The 16,195-nt window shown below is 67.8% G+C and carries 16 protein-coding genes and 1 pseudogene; 3 read left to right on the plus strand and 14 right to left on the minus strand.

From position 1 onward, the window contains the following. Together A5789_RS26480 and A5789_RS26485 are read right to left on the minus strand one after the other, a co-directional pair. On the minus strand, positions 1-872 hold an 872-nt coding region (locus tag A5789_RS26480), incomplete at its 3' end, for an AMP-binding protein (protein WP_156773034.1). A gap of 51 nt (positions 873-923) precedes the next feature. Continuing rightward, positions 924-1,775 carry an SDR family NAD(P)-dependent oxidoreductase gene (locus tag A5789_RS26485; protein WP_082940979.1) on the minus strand — a complete coding sequence of 284 codons (852 nt, stop codon included), beginning with the start codon at positions 1,773-1,775 and terminating at the stop codon, positions 924-926. A gap of 112 nt (positions 1,776-1,887) precedes the next feature. Between A5789_RS26485 and A5789_RS36950 the strand changes: the two genes are divergently transcribed. Beyond that, positions 1,888-2,898 (plus strand): AraC family transcriptional regulator, encoded by a 1,011-nt coding sequence (locus tag A5789_RS36950; RefSeq protein WP_193615556.1) that lies wholly within the window; start codon positions 1,888-1,890, stop codon positions 2,896-2,898. Positions 2,899-2,967: 69 nt separating this feature from the next. Here the strand turns inward: A5789_RS36950 and A5789_RS26495 are convergent, their stop codons facing one another. Further along, positions 2,968-4,371, minus strand: a complete 1,404-nt coding sequence (locus A5789_RS26495; protein ID WP_064902844.1) for an amidohydrolase family protein — start codon at positions 4,369-4,371, stop codon at positions 2,968-2,970. A gap of 33 nt (positions 4,372-4,404) precedes the next feature. Between A5789_RS26495 and A5789_RS26500 the strand changes: the two genes are divergently transcribed. Then, entirely contained in the window at positions 4,405-4,923 is a 519-nt protein-coding gene (locus tag A5789_RS26500) for a hypothetical protein (RefSeq protein WP_064902845.1), read from the plus strand. Positions 4,924-4,938: 15 nt separating this feature from the next. Next, positions 4,939-5,418 (plus strand): annotated as a pseudogene (locus A5789_RS26505) (enoyl-CoA hydratase/isomerase family protein); the annotation flags it as partial. Between the two features lie 39 nt (positions 5,419-5,457). Here A5789_RS26505 and A5789_RS26510 read toward each other — a convergent pair. From A5789_RS26510 to A5789_RS26560, 11 genes are all read right to left on the minus strand, one after another. Beyond that, on the minus strand, positions 5,458-6,450 hold the full coding sequence (locus A5789_RS26510; protein ID WP_082940982.1) for an oxygenase MpaB family protein: 993 nt from the start codon (positions 6,448-6,450) through the stop codon (positions 5,458-5,460). A gap of 128 nt (positions 6,451-6,578) precedes the next feature. Then, positions 6,579-7,199, minus strand: a complete 621-nt coding sequence (locus tag A5789_RS26515; protein ID WP_064902848.1) for a TetR/AcrR family transcriptional regulator — start codon at positions 7,197-7,199, stop codon at positions 6,579-6,581. Between the two features lie 74 nt (positions 7,200-7,273). Beyond that, entirely contained in the window at positions 7,274-8,017 is a 744-nt protein-coding gene (locus A5789_RS26520) for a hypothetical protein (RefSeq protein WP_064902849.1), read from the minus strand. A 16-nt stretch (positions 8,018-8,033) separates the two neighbouring features. Next, positions 8,034-8,984 carry an MlaD family protein gene (locus A5789_RS26525; RefSeq protein WP_064902850.1) on the minus strand — a complete coding sequence of 317 codons (951 nt, stop codon included), beginning with the start codon at positions 8,982-8,984 and terminating at the stop codon, positions 8,034-8,036. After that, complete coding sequence (locus A5789_RS26530; protein WP_064902851.1) at positions 8,981-10,009, minus strand: MlaD family protein; 1,029 nt, start codon at positions 10,007-10,009, stop codon at positions 8,981-8,983. The genes A5789_RS26525 and A5789_RS26530 overlap by 4 nt, the downstream gene beginning before the upstream one ends. Then, a complete protein-coding gene (locus A5789_RS26535; RefSeq protein WP_146101003.1) occupies positions 10,006-11,112 on the minus strand; it encodes an MlaD family protein in 1,107 nt (368 codons plus the stop codon). The genes A5789_RS26530 and A5789_RS26535 overlap by 4 nt, the downstream gene beginning before the upstream one ends. Then, entirely contained in the window at positions 11,112-12,146 is a 1,035-nt protein-coding gene (locus A5789_RS26540) for an MlaD family protein (RefSeq protein ID WP_064902853.1), read from the minus strand. The genes A5789_RS26535 and A5789_RS26540 overlap by 1 nt, the downstream gene beginning before the upstream one ends. Next, positions 12,143-13,162, minus strand: coding sequence for an MlaD family protein (locus A5789_RS26545; RefSeq protein WP_064902854.1), 1,020 nt, complete (start codon positions 13,160-13,162; stop codon positions 12,143-12,145). Before A5789_RS26545 ends, A5789_RS26540 begins: the two co-directional genes overlap by 4 nt. Next, a complete protein-coding gene (locus A5789_RS26550) occupies positions 13,159-14,181 on the minus strand; it encodes an MlaD family protein (RefSeq protein WP_064902855.1) in 1,023 nt (340 codons plus the stop codon). The genes A5789_RS26545 and A5789_RS26550 overlap by 4 nt, the downstream gene beginning before the upstream one ends. Before the next feature lie 7 nt (positions 14,182-14,188). Beyond that, entirely contained in the window at positions 14,189-15,073 is an 885-nt protein-coding gene (locus A5789_RS26555; RefSeq protein ID WP_064902856.1) for an ABC transporter permease, read from the minus strand. Further along, positions 15,073-15,975, minus strand: a complete 903-nt coding sequence (locus A5789_RS26560; protein WP_082940983.1) for an ABC transporter permease — start codon at positions 15,973-15,975, stop codon at positions 15,073-15,075. Before A5789_RS26560 ends, A5789_RS26555 begins: the two co-directional genes overlap by 1 nt. Positions 15,976-16,195: the final 220 nt, after the last annotated feature.

A 16,195-nucleotide genomic window follows, 5' to 3' on the forward strand; every position in this document is an offset into this window, starting at 1 on the left:
TGCTCGCTCACCGCGCGCAACGTGGCCTCGGCATCGAACCGGCGCAACAGCACCGTCTTGTTGCCCAGCGCGGTGGCAACGGTCCACGTCCCGAACCCGGTCGAATGGAAGATCGGCGACACGATCACCACGCTGCCTTTGCGCGGGAACGGAATACGGTCCGCGATCATCGCACTCGCCAGCGGCGACACCTTGGTGCGCGGTGCTCCCTTGGGCAGGCCCGTGGTGCCGCTGGTGAGGATGATGAAACCACCCGGCCGCGCCGGCGCCGGTGGCATCCGGCGGTCGCCGGCGTCGATCAGCTCGTCCACGGTACGCGCCCCCGCCGGTACCGCGTGCCCCTCGTCAACCCAGGTGAGAATCCGCGGCAGCGTCGGCGGCAGCGCGTCGAGCAGGTCGCCGAACTCGCTGTCGTGCAACATGGCTCGCACGTTCTCCCGCGCGGCGACCTCGGCGAACTGCGGCTTGGCGAATCCGGTGTTCATCATGGCCAGCCGCAGACCGGCACGCCCGGCCGCGCTGATCGCGAGCACCAGGCCGCGATGGTCGCGCGCCAGGACCCCGACCACCGAACCGGCCGTAAGCCCCTGCGCCAGTAACGCATTGGCCAGCGCGTTGGACTGCGCGTCGAGTTCACCGTAGGTCAGCACACCGCGCTCGTCGGCGATCGCGGGCCGGTGCGGATGGTAGCGGGCCCCCGCCATGATCAGCGCCGCCGGCGGACCGTAGATCCGGTTCTCCCGGGCCATACGCACCACCCGGTCCGGACGCGTCAGATCGACCACGCCGCACTGATGCAGCCGGGCCACGGCGCGCAGCGTCTCGGCCGCGTCACCGAGCCCGGTCACCAGGCCCTCCAGATTCCGTGCCATGAAGTGAATTCCTCCTCGGGACAAGACGTTTCGCGGAAACGGCGCGTGTTCTCAGCTCCGGCCCGCACGTTCGAGATAGCGCGCTCGCTGCGACATATCGGCGCCGGACACGGTGTCGTGGCTGCCCAGTAGGCGGCCGAACCGATTGCGCAGCCCTTCAGGCATCGCGGTGAGCACCGCGATGGCGATCCCGCCGATGCGCGGCACCACGCGCAACCCGCCGCGCCGGCGAGCCAAGGCGTCGACCACCGCGCGGGCCACATCCTCCGGCTCGACGAAACCGATCACCCGGGTGATCCGGTTCGGAGACAGCCCGGCGATCAGCTCGGTGTTGACGAATGCCGGGCAGACGGTGCTCACCCGCACATCGAATGCCGCCAACTCCTGATGCAACGCCGAACCGAGACCGACGACACCGAATTTGCTCGCCGAATACGTTGCGACATCCGGCGTTCCGACCAACCCGAGGACGGAGGCCACGTTCACGATATGGCCGCTGCGGCGGTCGGCGAAACGCTTCCCGGCCAGCTTCGACCCGATGATCACCCCGCGCAGATTGATATCGAGCTGCCGGTCGGCCATTTCCATCGGCTCGTCGAGGAACGGGCCGGTCGGCATGATGCCCGCGTTGTTGACCAGGCCGTCGAGACCGCCGAGCTCCGTCTCGGCACGATTCAGGAAATTCTCGAACGATTCCGGATCGCGCACGTCGAGCGGGACGCCGATCACCGTGGCGCCGGTCGCGGCAGTGAGTTCCGCGGCCGTCGCGGCCAGCGTGCCGGCGTCGATATCGCCGATCACCACCCGCGCTCCCGCCTCGGCCAGTGCGGCCGCGGTGGCCCGCCCGATGCCTCGCGCACCACCGGTGACCGCTACCCGCTGGCCTCCCAGACGCATGGTCATATGCACTCCTCCTCTGTCTTTGTCTCAGAGGCTAGGAAGTGGACGGCGCCCAATCCATGACGTAAGCGGTCAAGACTTGTACTTTTCGGCCAATCTGCCCCAGGATGATCCCATGGCGGTCCACATGAACATGCCACGGTCGAGCACCAGTGCCGCGATCCTGGTTCAGCTCGGCCTCACCCACGGCCTGACGATCGAGCAATGCCTCGACGGCTCCGGCATCACCCTGTCCGTGCTCGACGACGCGAACGGCGAGGTTCGCGCCGCACAGGAACTTCGAGTGGTCCAGAATCTGGTCACCCGCCTGAGCCACATTCCTGGGTTGGGCCTGTCCGCCGGACAGCGGTATCACCTTGCCACACACGGCATCTGGGCCTTCGCGGTGATGACGAGCCGAACCGTGCGCGAAGCGCTGCGGATCGGTATCGAGCATATGGACATCGCGTATTCGTTCGCCCGCTGGCGCGTCCAGGAAACCGCCGACGGCGCCACTGTGACACTGGACTACTCCGCGGCGCCGCCCGAGCTGCGGCAGTTCCTGCTCGAGCGCGACCTGGCCGAACTCATCACCCTCGATCGCGAACTGCTCGGTGCGGCGGTGCCACCGACCACGGTCGAACTCGCCTGCCCTATCCCGGCGTACGCCCCTCTGTTCACCGAACTGCTCGGAGTCGCCCCCCAGTTCGACGCACCGGCGACCCGGCTCACCGTCACCCGGAAGATCCTGGAACTGCCCATGCCCCAGGCGAATCCACACGCCGCCGCGCTCGCCGAGCAGCAGGCCGCCGACATCATGCAGCGCCGGCGCCGGCGCGAGGGCACCGCGGCCCGCGTCCGCGCCGGCCTGCTGACCCGCGGCGTCACCGCCGCCCAGGAAGAAATCGCCGCCGACCTCCGCATGAGTGTGCGCACCCTACGCCGGCGCCTCGACGCCGAAGGCACCTCCTACCGTGGCCTGGTCGCCGAGACCCGCCACCTCCTCGCCGAAGAACTCCTCACCCTCGGCACCACCGTCGACGAGGTCGCCCGCCGACTCGGATACGCCGACGCTTCCGCCTTCACCCACGCCTTCATCCGGTGGACCGGCACCACTCCCGGCCGCTTCGCTCGCTCCCTGCGGTGAACCCGATCCCGCCCTTCGGCCGGGCGCTGCGCCCGGATATGCGCGAAATCTCCCCTCGGCGAGCGTGATTCACCACAGCTGCCCGTGCACGACGGTCGCGCGGACATGGTCGGCCGACGGCGCGCACAGTGCGCGGTCGAGCGGCACCCGCAGGACGACGAGATCCGCCGGCGCGCCGACGCGGACGCGACGCGGTGCGCCTCCGGGACAGGCGGGGGAACCGAGATAGCCGCGCAGGGCGGCGGCGGCCGCCACCCGCTCGTCGCTGTTCACCACCGTGCCGGTCGCGGTCGTGCGGTTCACCGCGGCCTCGACAATCGCCCACGGGTCGATCGGACCGTAGGGCGCGTCGCTCGACAGCGCCAACGGCACCGACGCGTCGAGGAGGGACCGGCACCGATAAAGGTCCGGCAGATCGACCGGGTCCACGTGACGGACATAGTCGTCGCCGCGCGCGCGCAGAAACCCCGGCTGCGTGACCACCCGCAAGCCGTGACGGCGGACGTCGGCAATGCTCTCGACGGGCACGAGCGCCCCGTGTTCGATCCGGTCTCCCGGACGGCTGCCCGCCTCGTCCAATGCCGCCACCGGCAGCAGCAGCGACTCACGACTCACGCAGTGCACGGCGACGGCCCGGCCGTGACCGTGCGCCTCGCGAATGCCGCCGACCAGGGTTTCGAGCGAGGGAAGCCCGGAATCGGCGATCACGATCTTGTACGGCCCGAGTCCGACCCGCGAATCCGATTGCGGCGCCGTGGCATTCAGTGGCGCACCGAGCAGATACAAGCGTTGCGGAAGCTCACCGGTGGCGACCGCGTCCAGGAGCGCTTCCTGGGCGCGGGGCGCCAGGTCCGGGGTGGCGTCGGTGACGCCGGTGATACCCCAGCGAGCCATGGTCGCGCCCAGGGCGTGCAGGCGGGGCGGGCGAGCCTGCGGAAGCCGGTCGCGAAGCCAGCTGTCGGCGCGCCAGATCCGGCCGGTCGGTTCTCCGGTGGCGTCGCGTTCGACGCCCGGATGTGGTGTCGCGCCGGTGATTCCGGCCGCTCGCAGCCCCATGGAGTTGAGAATCCACAGCGCCCCGCTGCGGTGCTGGATACGAACCGGACGGTCGCCGTGTAACGCATCGAGGGCGGTCGCGTCCACATCCCCTGCGACACTGTCGAAGTAGCCGACGCCGCGCACCCACCCGTGTTCGTCACCGGTGGCGGTCGCGAGTGCGGCGGCCAACGCCCGGCGGTCGCGGACGGCGGGCGGGCCGCACCGCACCGATGCGGCGTCGGCGGCGGTGGCGTGCAGGTGGAGGTGGTGATCGTGCAGTCCCGGTATCACCGCCCCGCCGCCGGCGTCGATCACCTCCACGGCATCCGAGGCCGGCAGGTCGATCCCGATCCGCGTGATCCGTGTGCCGTGCACGCGGAGATCGAGACCGCCGACACCGCCGATTTCCGAGTTGCGGACGACGATCACGCTCATCCCGGAATTCGCAGTGAGCGCAGGACGCGGGCGGTGTCGTCCCCGGGTTCCGCCGCAGGTCCGCACGGGCGGCGCGCCTGCGGTTCACGCACCGGTATCGCACCTCGCTCCGAGCGGATCGAACGCGCGGCCGCGGCGATCGCCGATTCGTCGCGCATCGCGGTCGGCGTGCTGCACCGGCCGCCGTCGCCGAAGCTCGAACCACTGCTGCGCGCCACCACATTCACACTCTGCGACGTGCCCACCGATCACATCGCGGTGGTCGAAGGGGCTGACGTCGACACCGCCTTGCGGCGCGTCGAACAAGCCGTGCGATACAGCCCGTGTGCGAGTGTCGCACTGGCCCGCCTGCTCCGCGGGACGTCGCACCCGGATACCGGGGCCGGCCTCGCCGCCGAGGCGGCGGTCTACTCGATGTTGCTGAGCGGCAAGGAGTTCGCGCGCTGGCTGACGAAGCGGGGGCGTCCTCGATCCGTCCGATGGCCGGACCGGCCGCTCGTGCGTATCCACCGATCGGACCACGCCCTCTCGATCGTGCTGGACCACCCCTGACGGCGCAACGCCCTCAGCTCCCGGCTGCGCGAGGAACTGCTCGAGGCGTTGCGCATAGCCGATGTCGACCCCACCGTCGAACGGGTCGACATCCGTGGGGCCGGACCCGTCTTCTGCAGCGGCGGAGACCTCGACGAATTCGGCGCCGCCACGGATTTCGTCGCGGCTTACCTGGTCCGCCTGGAGCGCGCACCCTGGCGCGTGCTGGACCGGCATCGAGACCGGATATCCGTTCATGTCCAGGGAGCCTGCGTCGGGGCAGGTATCGAGATGGCGGCCTTCGCAACACACGTGAGCGCCGATGCGGGGACCGTCTTCCGCTTGCCCGAGATCGAAATGGGTTTGCTCCCGGGCGCCGGCGGAACCGTCAGCGTCCCACGACGCATCGGACGGTGGCGTGCGGCGTGGATGATGCTGACCGGCGAGCAGATCGACGCCACCACCGCGCTGCGATGGCGCCTGATCGACGCGATCGGCCCGAATCCCTGCCTGTGATCGGTGGCACGCCCGGCCCGGCGGGCGTTGCGGCGCAGGTCATCTGCCGGCCGCGACCTTCGCCGCGGGCGCCGACGCCGGCCGTGAATCGGCTCCGGCCGCCACGCGGGCATAGGACTGATGGACCTCTCGGATCTTGCCGTCGCGCATCGCCCGCACCAGCAAGCGCACCGCCCCCCGCATCACCGCCTTCCTCGGCCACGAGTACTGCGGCGTGTTCATCAGCCGCTGCGCCCACATCGGGTGCAGATCCTGCACGACCCAGAAGAGCAGCCCGTAGAGCGGGCGCAGATGGACGGGGTATCGCCACGGCGCCAGGGGATTCAGATGTTCCACCGTCGGCATGGTGACACCGAGAACCGGCAGCGAGTCCTCCAGCACCTTGTGCACTCCCGCTTTCGTCGTCGGCACGTTGGCCGCGCCAAGCTCGACGCCCATGCGCGCGTATTCGCGGAAGAACTCCTCGAGCCGCTCGCCGTGCATCGGCCGCGGGTGGTAGCGCTCGTGGGCGGCGGCCAGGGCCCACGCCATTGTGCAATAGTTCCAGCACAGCAGATCCGGATCGCTGGCGCGGTACGGGTGACCGTCGGGCCGCACGCCCTCGACACGGTCGTGCATCCCGCGCACGACACGCGAAACCCGTTCCGCCACCGAACTCGGACCGAACGCGACACCGAGGAAGAACGACAGGGTGTGGCCGCCGCGCGAGGCCAGCGCATCGGCATCGAACCGCCCGGTCGGCACACCATCGATCCGCTCCAGGGCGCGGGTGTGCTCGTAGCCCATCCACGCCATATCCGGGTGCAGCGTCTCGATCATGGCCGCCGCGGCGAGACCGATCTGGACCGTCGGCAAATGCTCGTGCAGATACCAGACCGCACTGCCCGGCCCGAACCAACCATGGTCCCCGGCGGGTTCCGAGAATTGCACATTCTTGAAGAAGCGATCGCGTGTCGGCTGGAACATGTAATCGACGAGCCGATCGTAAACGGTTGGCGTCCCGACACTTTCGGAAACAGATTCGGTAACCATCGAAAAAGCGTAACGCGAGTGATAAATCGCATACCAGTCGCATTTTCGGACCGCGATACGACCGTGAAATACCAGCTCACAAGGGTGAAGTCCGTTACGACGGCGCGCCGTCGGCGAAGGGCGCCGCATTATCTTCGCCTCCCGGTGAAAGTAATCAGCAACCGCGTGAGTTCATCGACGAACTGTGCACGAGGAATGGCCGGGCGGTCGAGGACGTAGCGAATGATGATCTGCTGGAAGGCGTGGAAGGCCATCCACGCCATAGCGAAAGCGTGGCCGGGGTCTCCGGCGCGGGTGACCGCGGCGAGATATCCGGCGATGAGGTCACCGGCCCGTTGCTCGACGATCTTCAACTCGGTCGAGCCGCCCAGGCGTGGCATCTGTTCCACCAGGACACGGACGAGTTCTCGATTCTGCTCGGTGAGGTCGAGGGCGGCGGCCACCGCGGCACGCACTTGTTGTTCCGGCGCCCCCGCACCACCCGCGGTCAGCGCACTCAGCAAGCCACCGGCGATCTCGCCGATCATCCGCTCCACCGTCATCGCAACGATGGCGTCCTTGTTGGGAAAATATTGGTAGAGACTGCCGGAGCTGATACCGGCGTCCGCGGCGATCCGGTGGGTCGACACACCGTCGTAGCCGCCCGCGATCAGCAGGCGGGCACACGAATCGAGTATCCGCTCGACCATCCGTCGCGATCGTTCCTGCCGGGGAATCTTCCTCGGCACCTGCCGCGCGGTTCCCGACATCGCGTACCTCCATGATTCTGGGCCGTTCGGGTCGCCGCACGGACCCCGTCGACCGCACGACCGGCACTACCGGATCAACGGCCACCATGGGGCTCGGGTGCGGGTGCGGGTGCAGGCTTGCTCGCCCCGCCCGGCAGTCCGGCTCCCACGCCGCCGACATCGGTGATCGTCCAGCTCGACGCCCGGTCCATCGTCACCGTGTAGGTCGCCGTGGCCGCGACCCCGTCCGGAGCCTGTTTGCTCTTGGACGTCATGTCGACGAACACCTGCACGACGAATCTGTTCCCGTCACTCTGGGCGACCTTGGCGGCCAGCAGTCGCGCGGTCGCGGTGTATTCCATTTCCGTCAGCCACGGCCCCACGACGTCCACGGCGGCATCGAGTTTCGGCGCGAGCTGTCCGGAGACGCCGTGGGTCAGCGCGGCACGCCATCCGGCCAGATCGTGGAAATCGACCTTCGATACGTTCAGGGCGTATGTCGAGGCCGTGTGTTCGGCGGCCGCCTCGGTGTCCAGACGGCTCTGCAGGGCAGCCAACCGGTCCGCCGAATCGTCGGTGGCCCACAGCGCCACGAATGTCACCGCGACGACGAGCGCGGCGACAGCGACGGCTGCGACCGCGCGCACCGACCACCACCACCGCTGCGGGGCCGAACCTGGCGCGCTCTTCTCGGCCGGACCAGGCGCCGGGGCCGACGATGCCGAGTCTTCAGGTTTCTCGGCCGGCCGGTCGGCGTGATTGGTCCCGGCAGGCGTGACGCTCGCGTCCGCGGCCTTGTCGGCTTCCGAAACATCCTGTGCGGTATCGGTATTCGTCATGGGTCGTGTTCTCTCCTCATCGGGGGACGGTGACGGTGAATCGGACACTGTCGCCCGGCAGCGTCGCGATCGCCTGTTCGAGCAACGTGCCGATATCGATCGAGCCGAGCAACGGCCCGGTCGCCCTGGTGGCCGGCCGTAAGGCCACTCCGATGGCGCCGATCTCGGGGGCCAGCTGCGCCAGGAATTCGGCCAGCTCGCCCTCCTGATGACGCCACGAGCCCAGAATCTCGTTGCCCCGCAGCACCGACGATCCTTGGAACAGATACTTGTAGGAGATACCGAGGTTCTCGCCGAACTCGTCGAGCATCGGCGGTGCGGCGGTCATCGCGGGCCGGGCCCAATCCACATCGCGCATCATCCGCACCAGATCACGCAAGACCACCTCGAGCGAGCCCTCGTGCGCGGACAGGGTTGTCAGCAGCAACTCGGCGCCGCGGCGCGCCGCCGGCATGGTGGCTTCCAAAACCGTCACCGACTGGGAGAACGCGTCGACGAGCCGGCGGACGGATTCGGTGTCGGTCTGATCAAGCAGACCCGAGACGGTCGCGAGCAGATCGGGGACCGAGGTCGGCAATGTCACCGTCTCGGTCAGATGTGCGCCGTCTGCGAGCCACGGGCCCGCGTTCGACTCCGGGAGGAACGCGAAAACCGGCTCCCCCAGCGCCGACAGACTCTCGACCCGCATCGTACTGTGCACGGGGATTCGGTATTTCGCGTCGTAGGAGATCCGCATACGGACCGTGCCCGGCACATTGCGCACCTCGTCCACCCGTCCGATGTTCACGCCCCGGTAGACCACCTCGGAGCCGGCCCGCAGCCCCGCCGCGTCGTGGAGCTCGACCGTGGCGTGATGGCGGCGGTGCGTCGGATCGATGCGCAGCACGCCGGCGACGAGATACCACGAGCCCAGAATCATGACGCCGACCAGCGCCAGCGCCGACAGCCATGCGGGTATGCGGGTCACGGCATCGCTCCGATCATGCGCAGGAGTACCAGGGCGTCCTTCGTCGAATCTCCGGGCGAGCCGACGATGCTGACCTGACGGAGGTCGACGCCCGGGCCGAGCAGGAACGGGATCAGCTTGTCCCTGACCAGCCCCACCATCGCCGCGGCGTTACCCGCCAATTGCGTTGCGCTGGGCGAGGGTTCACGAATCAGCGGCACGATCTTCGCGAGGTTCTCGTTGATGTGCGGTAGCCGTGGTATCAGCCACTGCAGACCGGTGACCAGGGTGTTGGCGTCGATGACGGTGTTGAGCACGGCCTCCATGAAGTACGGCACCCGGTCCAGGCGCCGACGCGCGGTATCGGAGAAGATGAAACCGATCTGATCGCGTGCGTCGTGCAGGCGCTGTGACAGATCGTCGGTCGCCTTCACGATCCGGTCTATCTGATCGAGGTTCCCGGCGGCATCGCTGACGTCCTTCGCCGCCGCGGAGGCCAGCGCGCGGGTCTGCGCGGGATCGTCGGGAAGCACGTCGTTGAGCCGGGCGATCGAATCCTGCAGCCGGATCACGCTGCCGCCGTTGACGAAAGTCGCGATCCGCTCGAGCATCTGCTCGACCTGCGGACCGGGATCGGTCTGCGCCAGCGGAATCGTATCCCCGTCGCGCAACGGCGCGGCGCCGTCGCTGTCGGGCGGCAGCAACGCGATGTAGATATCGCCCAGCATGGTCGTCTGCCGCAGTTCGGCGCGGGTGCCGGCGGGAACGACGACCGAATCCCGCACATCGATGTGCGCGACCGCGCTGTGCGGTTCCAGGCTGATCGACTTCAAGGTGCCGACCGAGATCCCGCCGCTGCGCACGTCCGCACCCGCCGGCAGGCTCAACAGCGAGGTGAACTCGAGATTCAGCCGATAGGTCGGGCCGTGCACACCGGCCCCGGGCAGGGCGTGATCGCTGGGGTCGAAACCGCACCCGCACAACACGATCAGGGTCGTCACGCCGATACCGATCGCACGACGCAGGCGAGTGAGAGTGGTGGTCACGGCGTTGCTCCGATCGTCGACAGCACCAGTTCGGGCAGCGGTATCGATACCGATCGGCCGGACCGCACGGTGCACGCGTTCGGGCCGAGCTGTGCGAGGGCGGCGCACAGCTGCGCGGGGTCCGGGGTGGCCACCTCGGTTCGCGGCGGACGGATGTCGACCGCGAGCGTGCCGGGCTGTGCCGCGATGGTGGTCTGCAGCATCTGCACGATGCCGGGAATCTTGGCGAGCAGATCGGCGGACTGTTCGGTGCGGGTACGCACCATCGTCGCCACCGGAAGGGTGGAACGCAGCACGTTCATCAGATACGGGAAATGTTCGTGGAACAGCCGATTCAGCGGATCCACTGCGTGAGAGAGTTTCTCGACGAGAATCTTCGCGACGATGAGCATGTCCTGGATCGCGTGCAGGCCCGGCGCGAAGGTCTGCAACGTGGTCTTGACGTCGTCCCAGTTGGCGGTGACGAAGGTGGTCAGTTCGGCGGAGTTGTCGAGCAGTTCGCCGAGCCGGGCCATGAAAGTGTCCGGTGCGGCCAACAGATCGGCGAGCGAACGCAGTTCGCGATTCACGACGGGCCCCATCCCGGCGAATTCGCCGCCGGCACTGCGCAATGCCGATTCCAGGGGCGCTGTACCGTCGGGCCCGCGCTCGGTCATCGTGCGGACCAGGCCGGAGAACGAGGCGAGAGCGTCGGACACCGTCACCGGGGTGCGGGTTCGCACCGTATCGATACAGGTGTCCGACGGCAGCGCGGGCCCGGGACCGGGATCGGCGTTGACCAGTTCCACGCGCCGGTCGGTCAGGATCGACGAATTGGTGATCACGGCTCCGGTGCCCGCCGGGAGCGTGCGCCGGTCGGTCGTCATATCCACCCGGACCCGGGCGCCGTCCGGCTCGATGGCTCGCACGGTCCCGACCGCTATCCCCCTGATGGTCACCGGGGAACCGGGATACAGACCGAACGAATCCTTGAAAAGCGCACACACATGCTGGGTATCGGCTTCGTTCAGCGTTCGTGCCGTCGTGACGCCGGCGGCGGTCACCAGCACCACCGCCGCTGCGGCCGTCGCGAGCGCTCGTTTCCGGGTGAGATGTAGTGCCATCAGCACTGCTTTCCCGGGACCGGAAGACAGACATCGAGTCGCGGGGTCGTCAACCCGCTCCGATCGATCAGCGCCTGCCCGTCGGGACCCGCGATCTTCGCGAGGCCGGTCAGCGTCGCGGTCATGGAGGACACCATCGAATCGACGGACTTCAGCAACTCCGCCCCGCGGTCACCCGCCTGTTCGAGCGGCGGCAGCAGTGGTTCCACCTTTTCGGCGTAGGGGCCGCCGAGGAAGTCGAACAGCAGGCCGCTCAGGTTCGCGACACCGTCGGCGAAGACCTGGAGATCGTTACGGGCCGCGACGATCTGGGGCCCCAGCATCGCGTATCCGCGAATGATCTCGACGGCCAGATCCTTGTTGTCGTCGGCCGTACGCAGGTACTCGTCGGAAAGTGCGAGCAGATTCTCGATCTGAGTCTTCTGCTTCGACAGAACGGTGGCCACCGATTCCAGATCTTCGACCGTGGATCGGACCGCTCCCGGTGACTCCGTCAGGACTGCGGCCGCTTTGTCCAGTGCGTTGCGTAGCGCATTGGGGTCGAGACGGGTCACCACGGCGTCGGACTTTTCGTAGAGGTTGCCGAGCAGGAACGGCAATGTCGCCCGTTCGGCCGGAATGCTGCCGGTCAGCGGTTTGCTTCCCTCGGGGTGAACGGCCAGATAGAAGCCCCCGATGGGCGTCAGCATCCGGATCGACACGGAGGTGAGATCCCCGAGCCGGTAACGCGATCGGACGGTGAACGTCACATCGACGTGATGATCGGCGAGGGTCATGGATCGGACACTTCCGACAGGTACACCTGCGATGCGGACATCGTCGCCGGCCACGAGACCACCCGACTCCGGCAGTTCCAGGTGGTAGCTGGAGGTCCCCGGCGGGCGCAGGTACAACGCCAGCACGATTCCGGCGATCACAGCGAACACGGCGAGTCCGCCGAGCGCCCAGCGCATTTGGCCGCGCGGGCCGACGTCTTCGGCTCCGAAGTCGAATGCGGGAAGGCGGCGCGGCAGACTCAGGCGACGCAGAATCATCGGCCACCTCCCTTACAGACGACGAGCTGCCGGCCTTCTACGAGGACATCGGCGGTGACAGGCAATGACACCGTGCCGTTGCTGCACTGCCGACTCGGGTCGGTTCCGGGAATGAGGGCGTTGAGCCCGGCGAAGACTCCGGGCAGAACCGACAGCGTCCGCAGTGCGGTACCCGGGTCGGGAATCACTTCCGAAACACGCCGGGTGAATTCGTCGTTGCGGTCGCTCGCGCCGAGACCCAGCTGCGACAGGGAATCGACGAGCTGCGAGACCTCCGACATTTCCAGTGCGCCGTTCTTGACCAGAGCGGCAAGTTCGCTCATCCGGGCCACCATCGGGGCGAAGATGGAGTGGAAGACCTGCAGAATGTTCTCCAGATTCTGGGACCGGCCCTGCAAGCGATCCGACAGGGATTCGAGATTGTCGAGGATGGTGCTCATCAGCGCGCTGCGATCGCCGGCGTACCTCGCCAGTGTGGCGATATCGCGCATGACCGGAGTGACGCTGTTCTCGGTGCCGTCGATCAGAGCCGCGACGTTGGTGGCCAACCGGTTGTAAACGGCGGGATCGGCGTCGCGCAGCAGCGGTTCGAGCCCGTTGAACAAGGTGGTGATGTCGAACGAATCCACCGTGTGGGTGAACAGTTCGTGCGGATCGAGCAGCGGCGCCTTCTCGTCGCTGCGCTGCAGTTCCATATAGCGCTGCCCGGTCAGATTCTGGAATTTGATCGCGACCCGGTCGGGCGCGCGCAGCCGGTATTCGTCACGCACCGTGAATTCGACGATCGCGCGCCCCTGGTCCGACACCTCGATACCGGTCACCTTGCCGATCTGCACGCCGCGCAGCCGCACGTCGGCATTCGGCTTCAGTCCGAAGACATCCCCGAACTGGGCGCGATACGCCGTGGTGGATCCGCCGACCGGTCGTTGAATGGCCTGGACGATGAGAACGATGATCACGACGACGACACCCGCGAGCAGGGCGAGTCGGGCGGCGGCCTGGCGTGGTGTCTTCATCGCGCACCTCCGCCGGTGGCGTCGAGCGGAACCCGGAACGCCGGAAAGGTTCGCACGAGTGCGTCGACTCCGAGCACCACCTTGTCGCCCTCTCGATGCAGAGCCCCGTCGAGGCCGCCGATCAGCCGCGAAACCTGTTCGGGCGTTACGTTTTTCAGGGACCGATTCAGCGGGATCAGCAGATCCAGCAGCATGTCGACCGTCTCCGAGGTCGAGCCGAGGGCGCCGACCACCTGGCCGGACAGTGCCATCACCAGATTCGATACCTCGGTGATGGTGGCGCTCGCCTGCCGAGCGCGGAAGTCGTCGTCCAGTTCCTCCACCGCCGCGAGCGAGTGCAGGATGCTCAGTGCCGAGGGGGTGAACGCCGCCATACCCTCGGACACGTCGGCAAGGTGTGGAAGCAGTTCGCTCAGGGACATGTCGCGGGCTCGTGCCGAGGCTCGCACGACCAGCAGCGCCGAGGCGAGCATCGGCGCCATCTCCTCGGTGAGTTGGGCGGCATTGTCTATCGACGTCGACAGCTGATCGGTCACGACATCCAACAGCAGCCGGCCCGAATTCCGCATCACGGTGGTGACCGTGTAGTCCCCGACATCACCGAGTTGCAGCACGGCGTTCGGACGGATGGGCCGGCCGCCGGGCATGGGGATCAGTTCGAATGCTGTCGACCCGAAGAGGTTCGAGGAAACGAAGCGGGTATTCATCGAGGTGGACAGTTCCCGCAGGGGGTCGGCGTCGACGCTGACGGTGACCCGCTGCCGGTGCGGCCCCCGCGCCTGCACCCCGACCACCGACCCGATCGACATACCCCGCAAGCGCACCGTGGTATCAGTGGACACTCCGTCGCCGAGGTCGGCTGCCTCGACCGAGAATTGGATCTGCCCGGAGCGATCGGGCTGGGTGACCCGCCACGCCAGGACGAGAATCAGCGCGACGACCACGATGACGACGACGCCCCGGAGTCGCAGACCCCATCGGCCCGGTCCATGCACCGAGAACTGTGCTGCTCTGCTCATCGTCTGCTCACCCCGCGAAACTGATGGTCGCGTCGAAGCCCCACATGCACAGCGTCAGCACCATGTCGGTGGTCACGATCAGCACCAGGCTGGCGCGGATCGCCCGGCCGGAGGCGATTCCGACTCCTTCCGGTCCGCCGGTGGCATGGAACCCCTCGTAGGCGTGGACGAGGGTGACGACGAGGACGAACACCACGACCTTGATCAGTGAATAGATCAGGTCGATCGGCTCGGTGAACATGTGGAAGTAGTGCTCGTAGGCGCCCGCGGCCTGTCCCTCCACGAGGGTGACGGTCGCGCCGGTGGTCGCGAAGCCCAGGGCCAGCGCGATGAGATACGACGGAACGACCGCGCCCACGGCGGCGATCAGCCGGGTGGAGACAACGTACGGGATCGGCCGGATAGCCTGGGCTTCGAGGGCGTCGATCTCCTCGGAGATCCGCATCGCGCCCACCTCCGCGGTGATCCGGCATCCGGCCTGCGCGGCGAAACCGATGGCGGCGATCAGCGGGGCGAGCTCCCGAGGATTGGCGAGGGCCGACATCGCGCCGGCGAGCGGCCCCATACCGAGCATGTCGAGGGCGGAGAAGCCGACGATGCCGACCATCCCGCCCGCCACGACGCCCATGACGGCCAAAACCGGGGCAACTCCGCCGCCGATGATGACCGCGCGACCGTTACCCCACGTCAGATCGGTGAATATCGCGACGGTCTGGCGGCGGTTCATTCGCAACGCGTGACCGATGCCGGCAACTGCCGACATCACGAAGTGCAGGTGATGGCCGAAGGATTCGAGAGGATCCCACAGGCGCTCGGAATATCGTATCCAGCGCAGTATCCACGGGCGGTATCGGGCCGGCGTATCTACGGTGCCGGCGGGGAGCTGGGACATCACAGAAACCTCATGGGTACGAACATCAGGACGATCTGGGTGATGACGAGGTTCACGACCATGCAGGCGAGGATGCCGAGAACCACGGCGGCGTTGACACTGTCGGCGACCCCTTTCGGGCCGCCCTCGGCCTCGAGCCCGCGGTGGCTGGAGATCACCGCCACCACATAGCCGAACACCGCCGCCTTGCCGAGACAGACCAGGAGGTCGGTGACCGAGGCGAAGCTGCCGAAGGACAGCCAGTAAGAACCGGGCGCCACTCCCTGGCCCAGCGCGGCGACCGCGAAGCTCGCGACGATGCTCATCAGGATGATCAGCACCGACAGCATGGGCGCCACCACGACCATGGCCAGGATTCGCGGGGCGACCAGACGCCGATGCGGGTCGACGCCCATCGTCCGCAGGGCATCGATTTCCTCGCGGATGGTGCGGGAAGCCAGATCTGCCGCGATCGCCGAGCCCCCGGCGCCGCCGACCAGCAGCGCGGCGGCCAGCGGGGCAATCTGCTGCATCACGCCCATGCCGCCGACCGCGCCGGCCATCGAGTTGGCCCCGACATTGTCGGTCATACTGCCGACCTGCACGGCGATGACCACGCCGAGCGGAAGCGCGACCAGCACCGCCGGAAGGGCGGACACCGAGACGAAGAACCAGCCCTGAACCACCGTGTCCCGCAAGGGAAACCGGCCGCGGCAGATATCGGCGACGGTGAACGCGGAGGCGCGGAATCCGAGCCGGAAAAGTCTGCCGAGGGTGCGGGTGGCGTCGGCCGTCCGGGCGGTGAAACGTGCGCCCGCGCGGCCGGGCGGCTGGTCACGCGGTTCGGCCCCGCTCGAGTGATGGTCCTGGTCGCGCCCCGGCGGGTGGGCCGGAACGGGGTCCGTCGCGGGTGACGGGGTCATCGGGTGGGTTCCTTCGTACGAAGCATCGAGGGCATGCTGAACCGGCGCCGAATGCCGGGCTGTGCCGGCGGTTCGATCGCTGGTGACGGACGGCTCGCGTTCAGGCCGAGTGGGACTCGCTTCTTCCCGAGCGAGACAGTTGTGCATTGACCCTCAGCGCAGGCCGAGGCCGGTGGCGGGACGTGATGTCGTTCATGGTCGGATGCTCCTCGACGTTGAA

This window comes from Nocardia sp. 852002-51101_SCH5132738, assembly GCF_001665695.1.
GTDB classification, from domain to species: Bacteria; Actinomycetota; Actinomycetes; order Mycobacteriales; family Mycobacteriaceae; genus Nocardia; species Nocardia nova.

What these genes read in the sequence shown, in the direction of transcription:
- A5789_RS26485 (WP_082940979.1), bottom strand. Translation starts at nt 1,775, where the DNA reads ATGACCATGCGTCTGGGAGGCCAGCGGGTAGCGGTCACCGGTGGTGCG.
- A5789_RS26545 (WP_064902854.1), bottom strand. Translation starts at nt 13,162, where the DNA reads ATGAAGACACCACGCCAGGCCGCCGCCCGACTCGCCCTGCTCGCGGGT.
- A5789_RS26510 (WP_082940982.1), bottom strand. Translation starts at nt 6,450, where the DNA reads ATGGTTACCGAATCTGTTTCCGAAAGTGTCGGGACGCCAACCGTTTAC.
- A5789_RS26535 (WP_146101003.1), bottom strand. Translation starts at nt 11,112, where the DNA reads ATGGCACTACATCTCACCCGGAAACGAGCGCTCGCGACGGCCGCAGCG.
- A5789_RS26540 (WP_064902853.1), bottom strand. Translation starts at nt 12,146, where the DNA reads ATGATTCTGCGTCGCCTGAGTCTGCCGCGCCGCCTTCCCGCATTCGAC.
- A5789_RS26515 (WP_064902848.1), bottom strand. Translation starts at nt 7,199, where the DNA reads ATGTCGGGAACCGCGCGGCAGGTGCCGAGGAAGATTCCCCGGCAGGAA.
- A5789_RS26495 (WP_064902844.1), bottom strand. Translation starts at nt 4,371, where the DNA reads ATGAGCGTGATCGTCGTCCGCAACTCGGAAATCGGCGGTGTCGGCGGT.
- A5789_RS26560 (WP_082940983.1), bottom strand. Translation starts at nt 15,975, where the DNA reads ATGACCCCGTCACCCGCGACGGACCCCGTTCCGGCCCACCCGCCGGGG.
- A5789_RS26555 (WP_064902856.1), bottom strand. Translation starts at nt 15,073, where the DNA reads ATGTCCCAGCTCCCCGCCGGCACCGTAGATACGCCGGCCCGATACCGC.
- A5789_RS26550 (WP_064902855.1), bottom strand. Translation starts at nt 14,181, where the DNA reads ATGAGCAGAGCAGCACAGTTCTCGGTGCATGGACCGGGCCGATGGGGT.
- A5789_RS36950 (WP_193615556.1), top strand. Translation starts at nt 1,888, where the DNA reads ATGGCGGTCCACATGAACATGCCACGGTCGAGCACCAGTGCCGCGATC.
- A5789_RS26520 (WP_064902849.1), bottom strand. Translation starts at nt 8,017, where the DNA reads ATGACGAATACCGATACCGCACAGGATGTTTCGGAAGCCGACAAGGCC.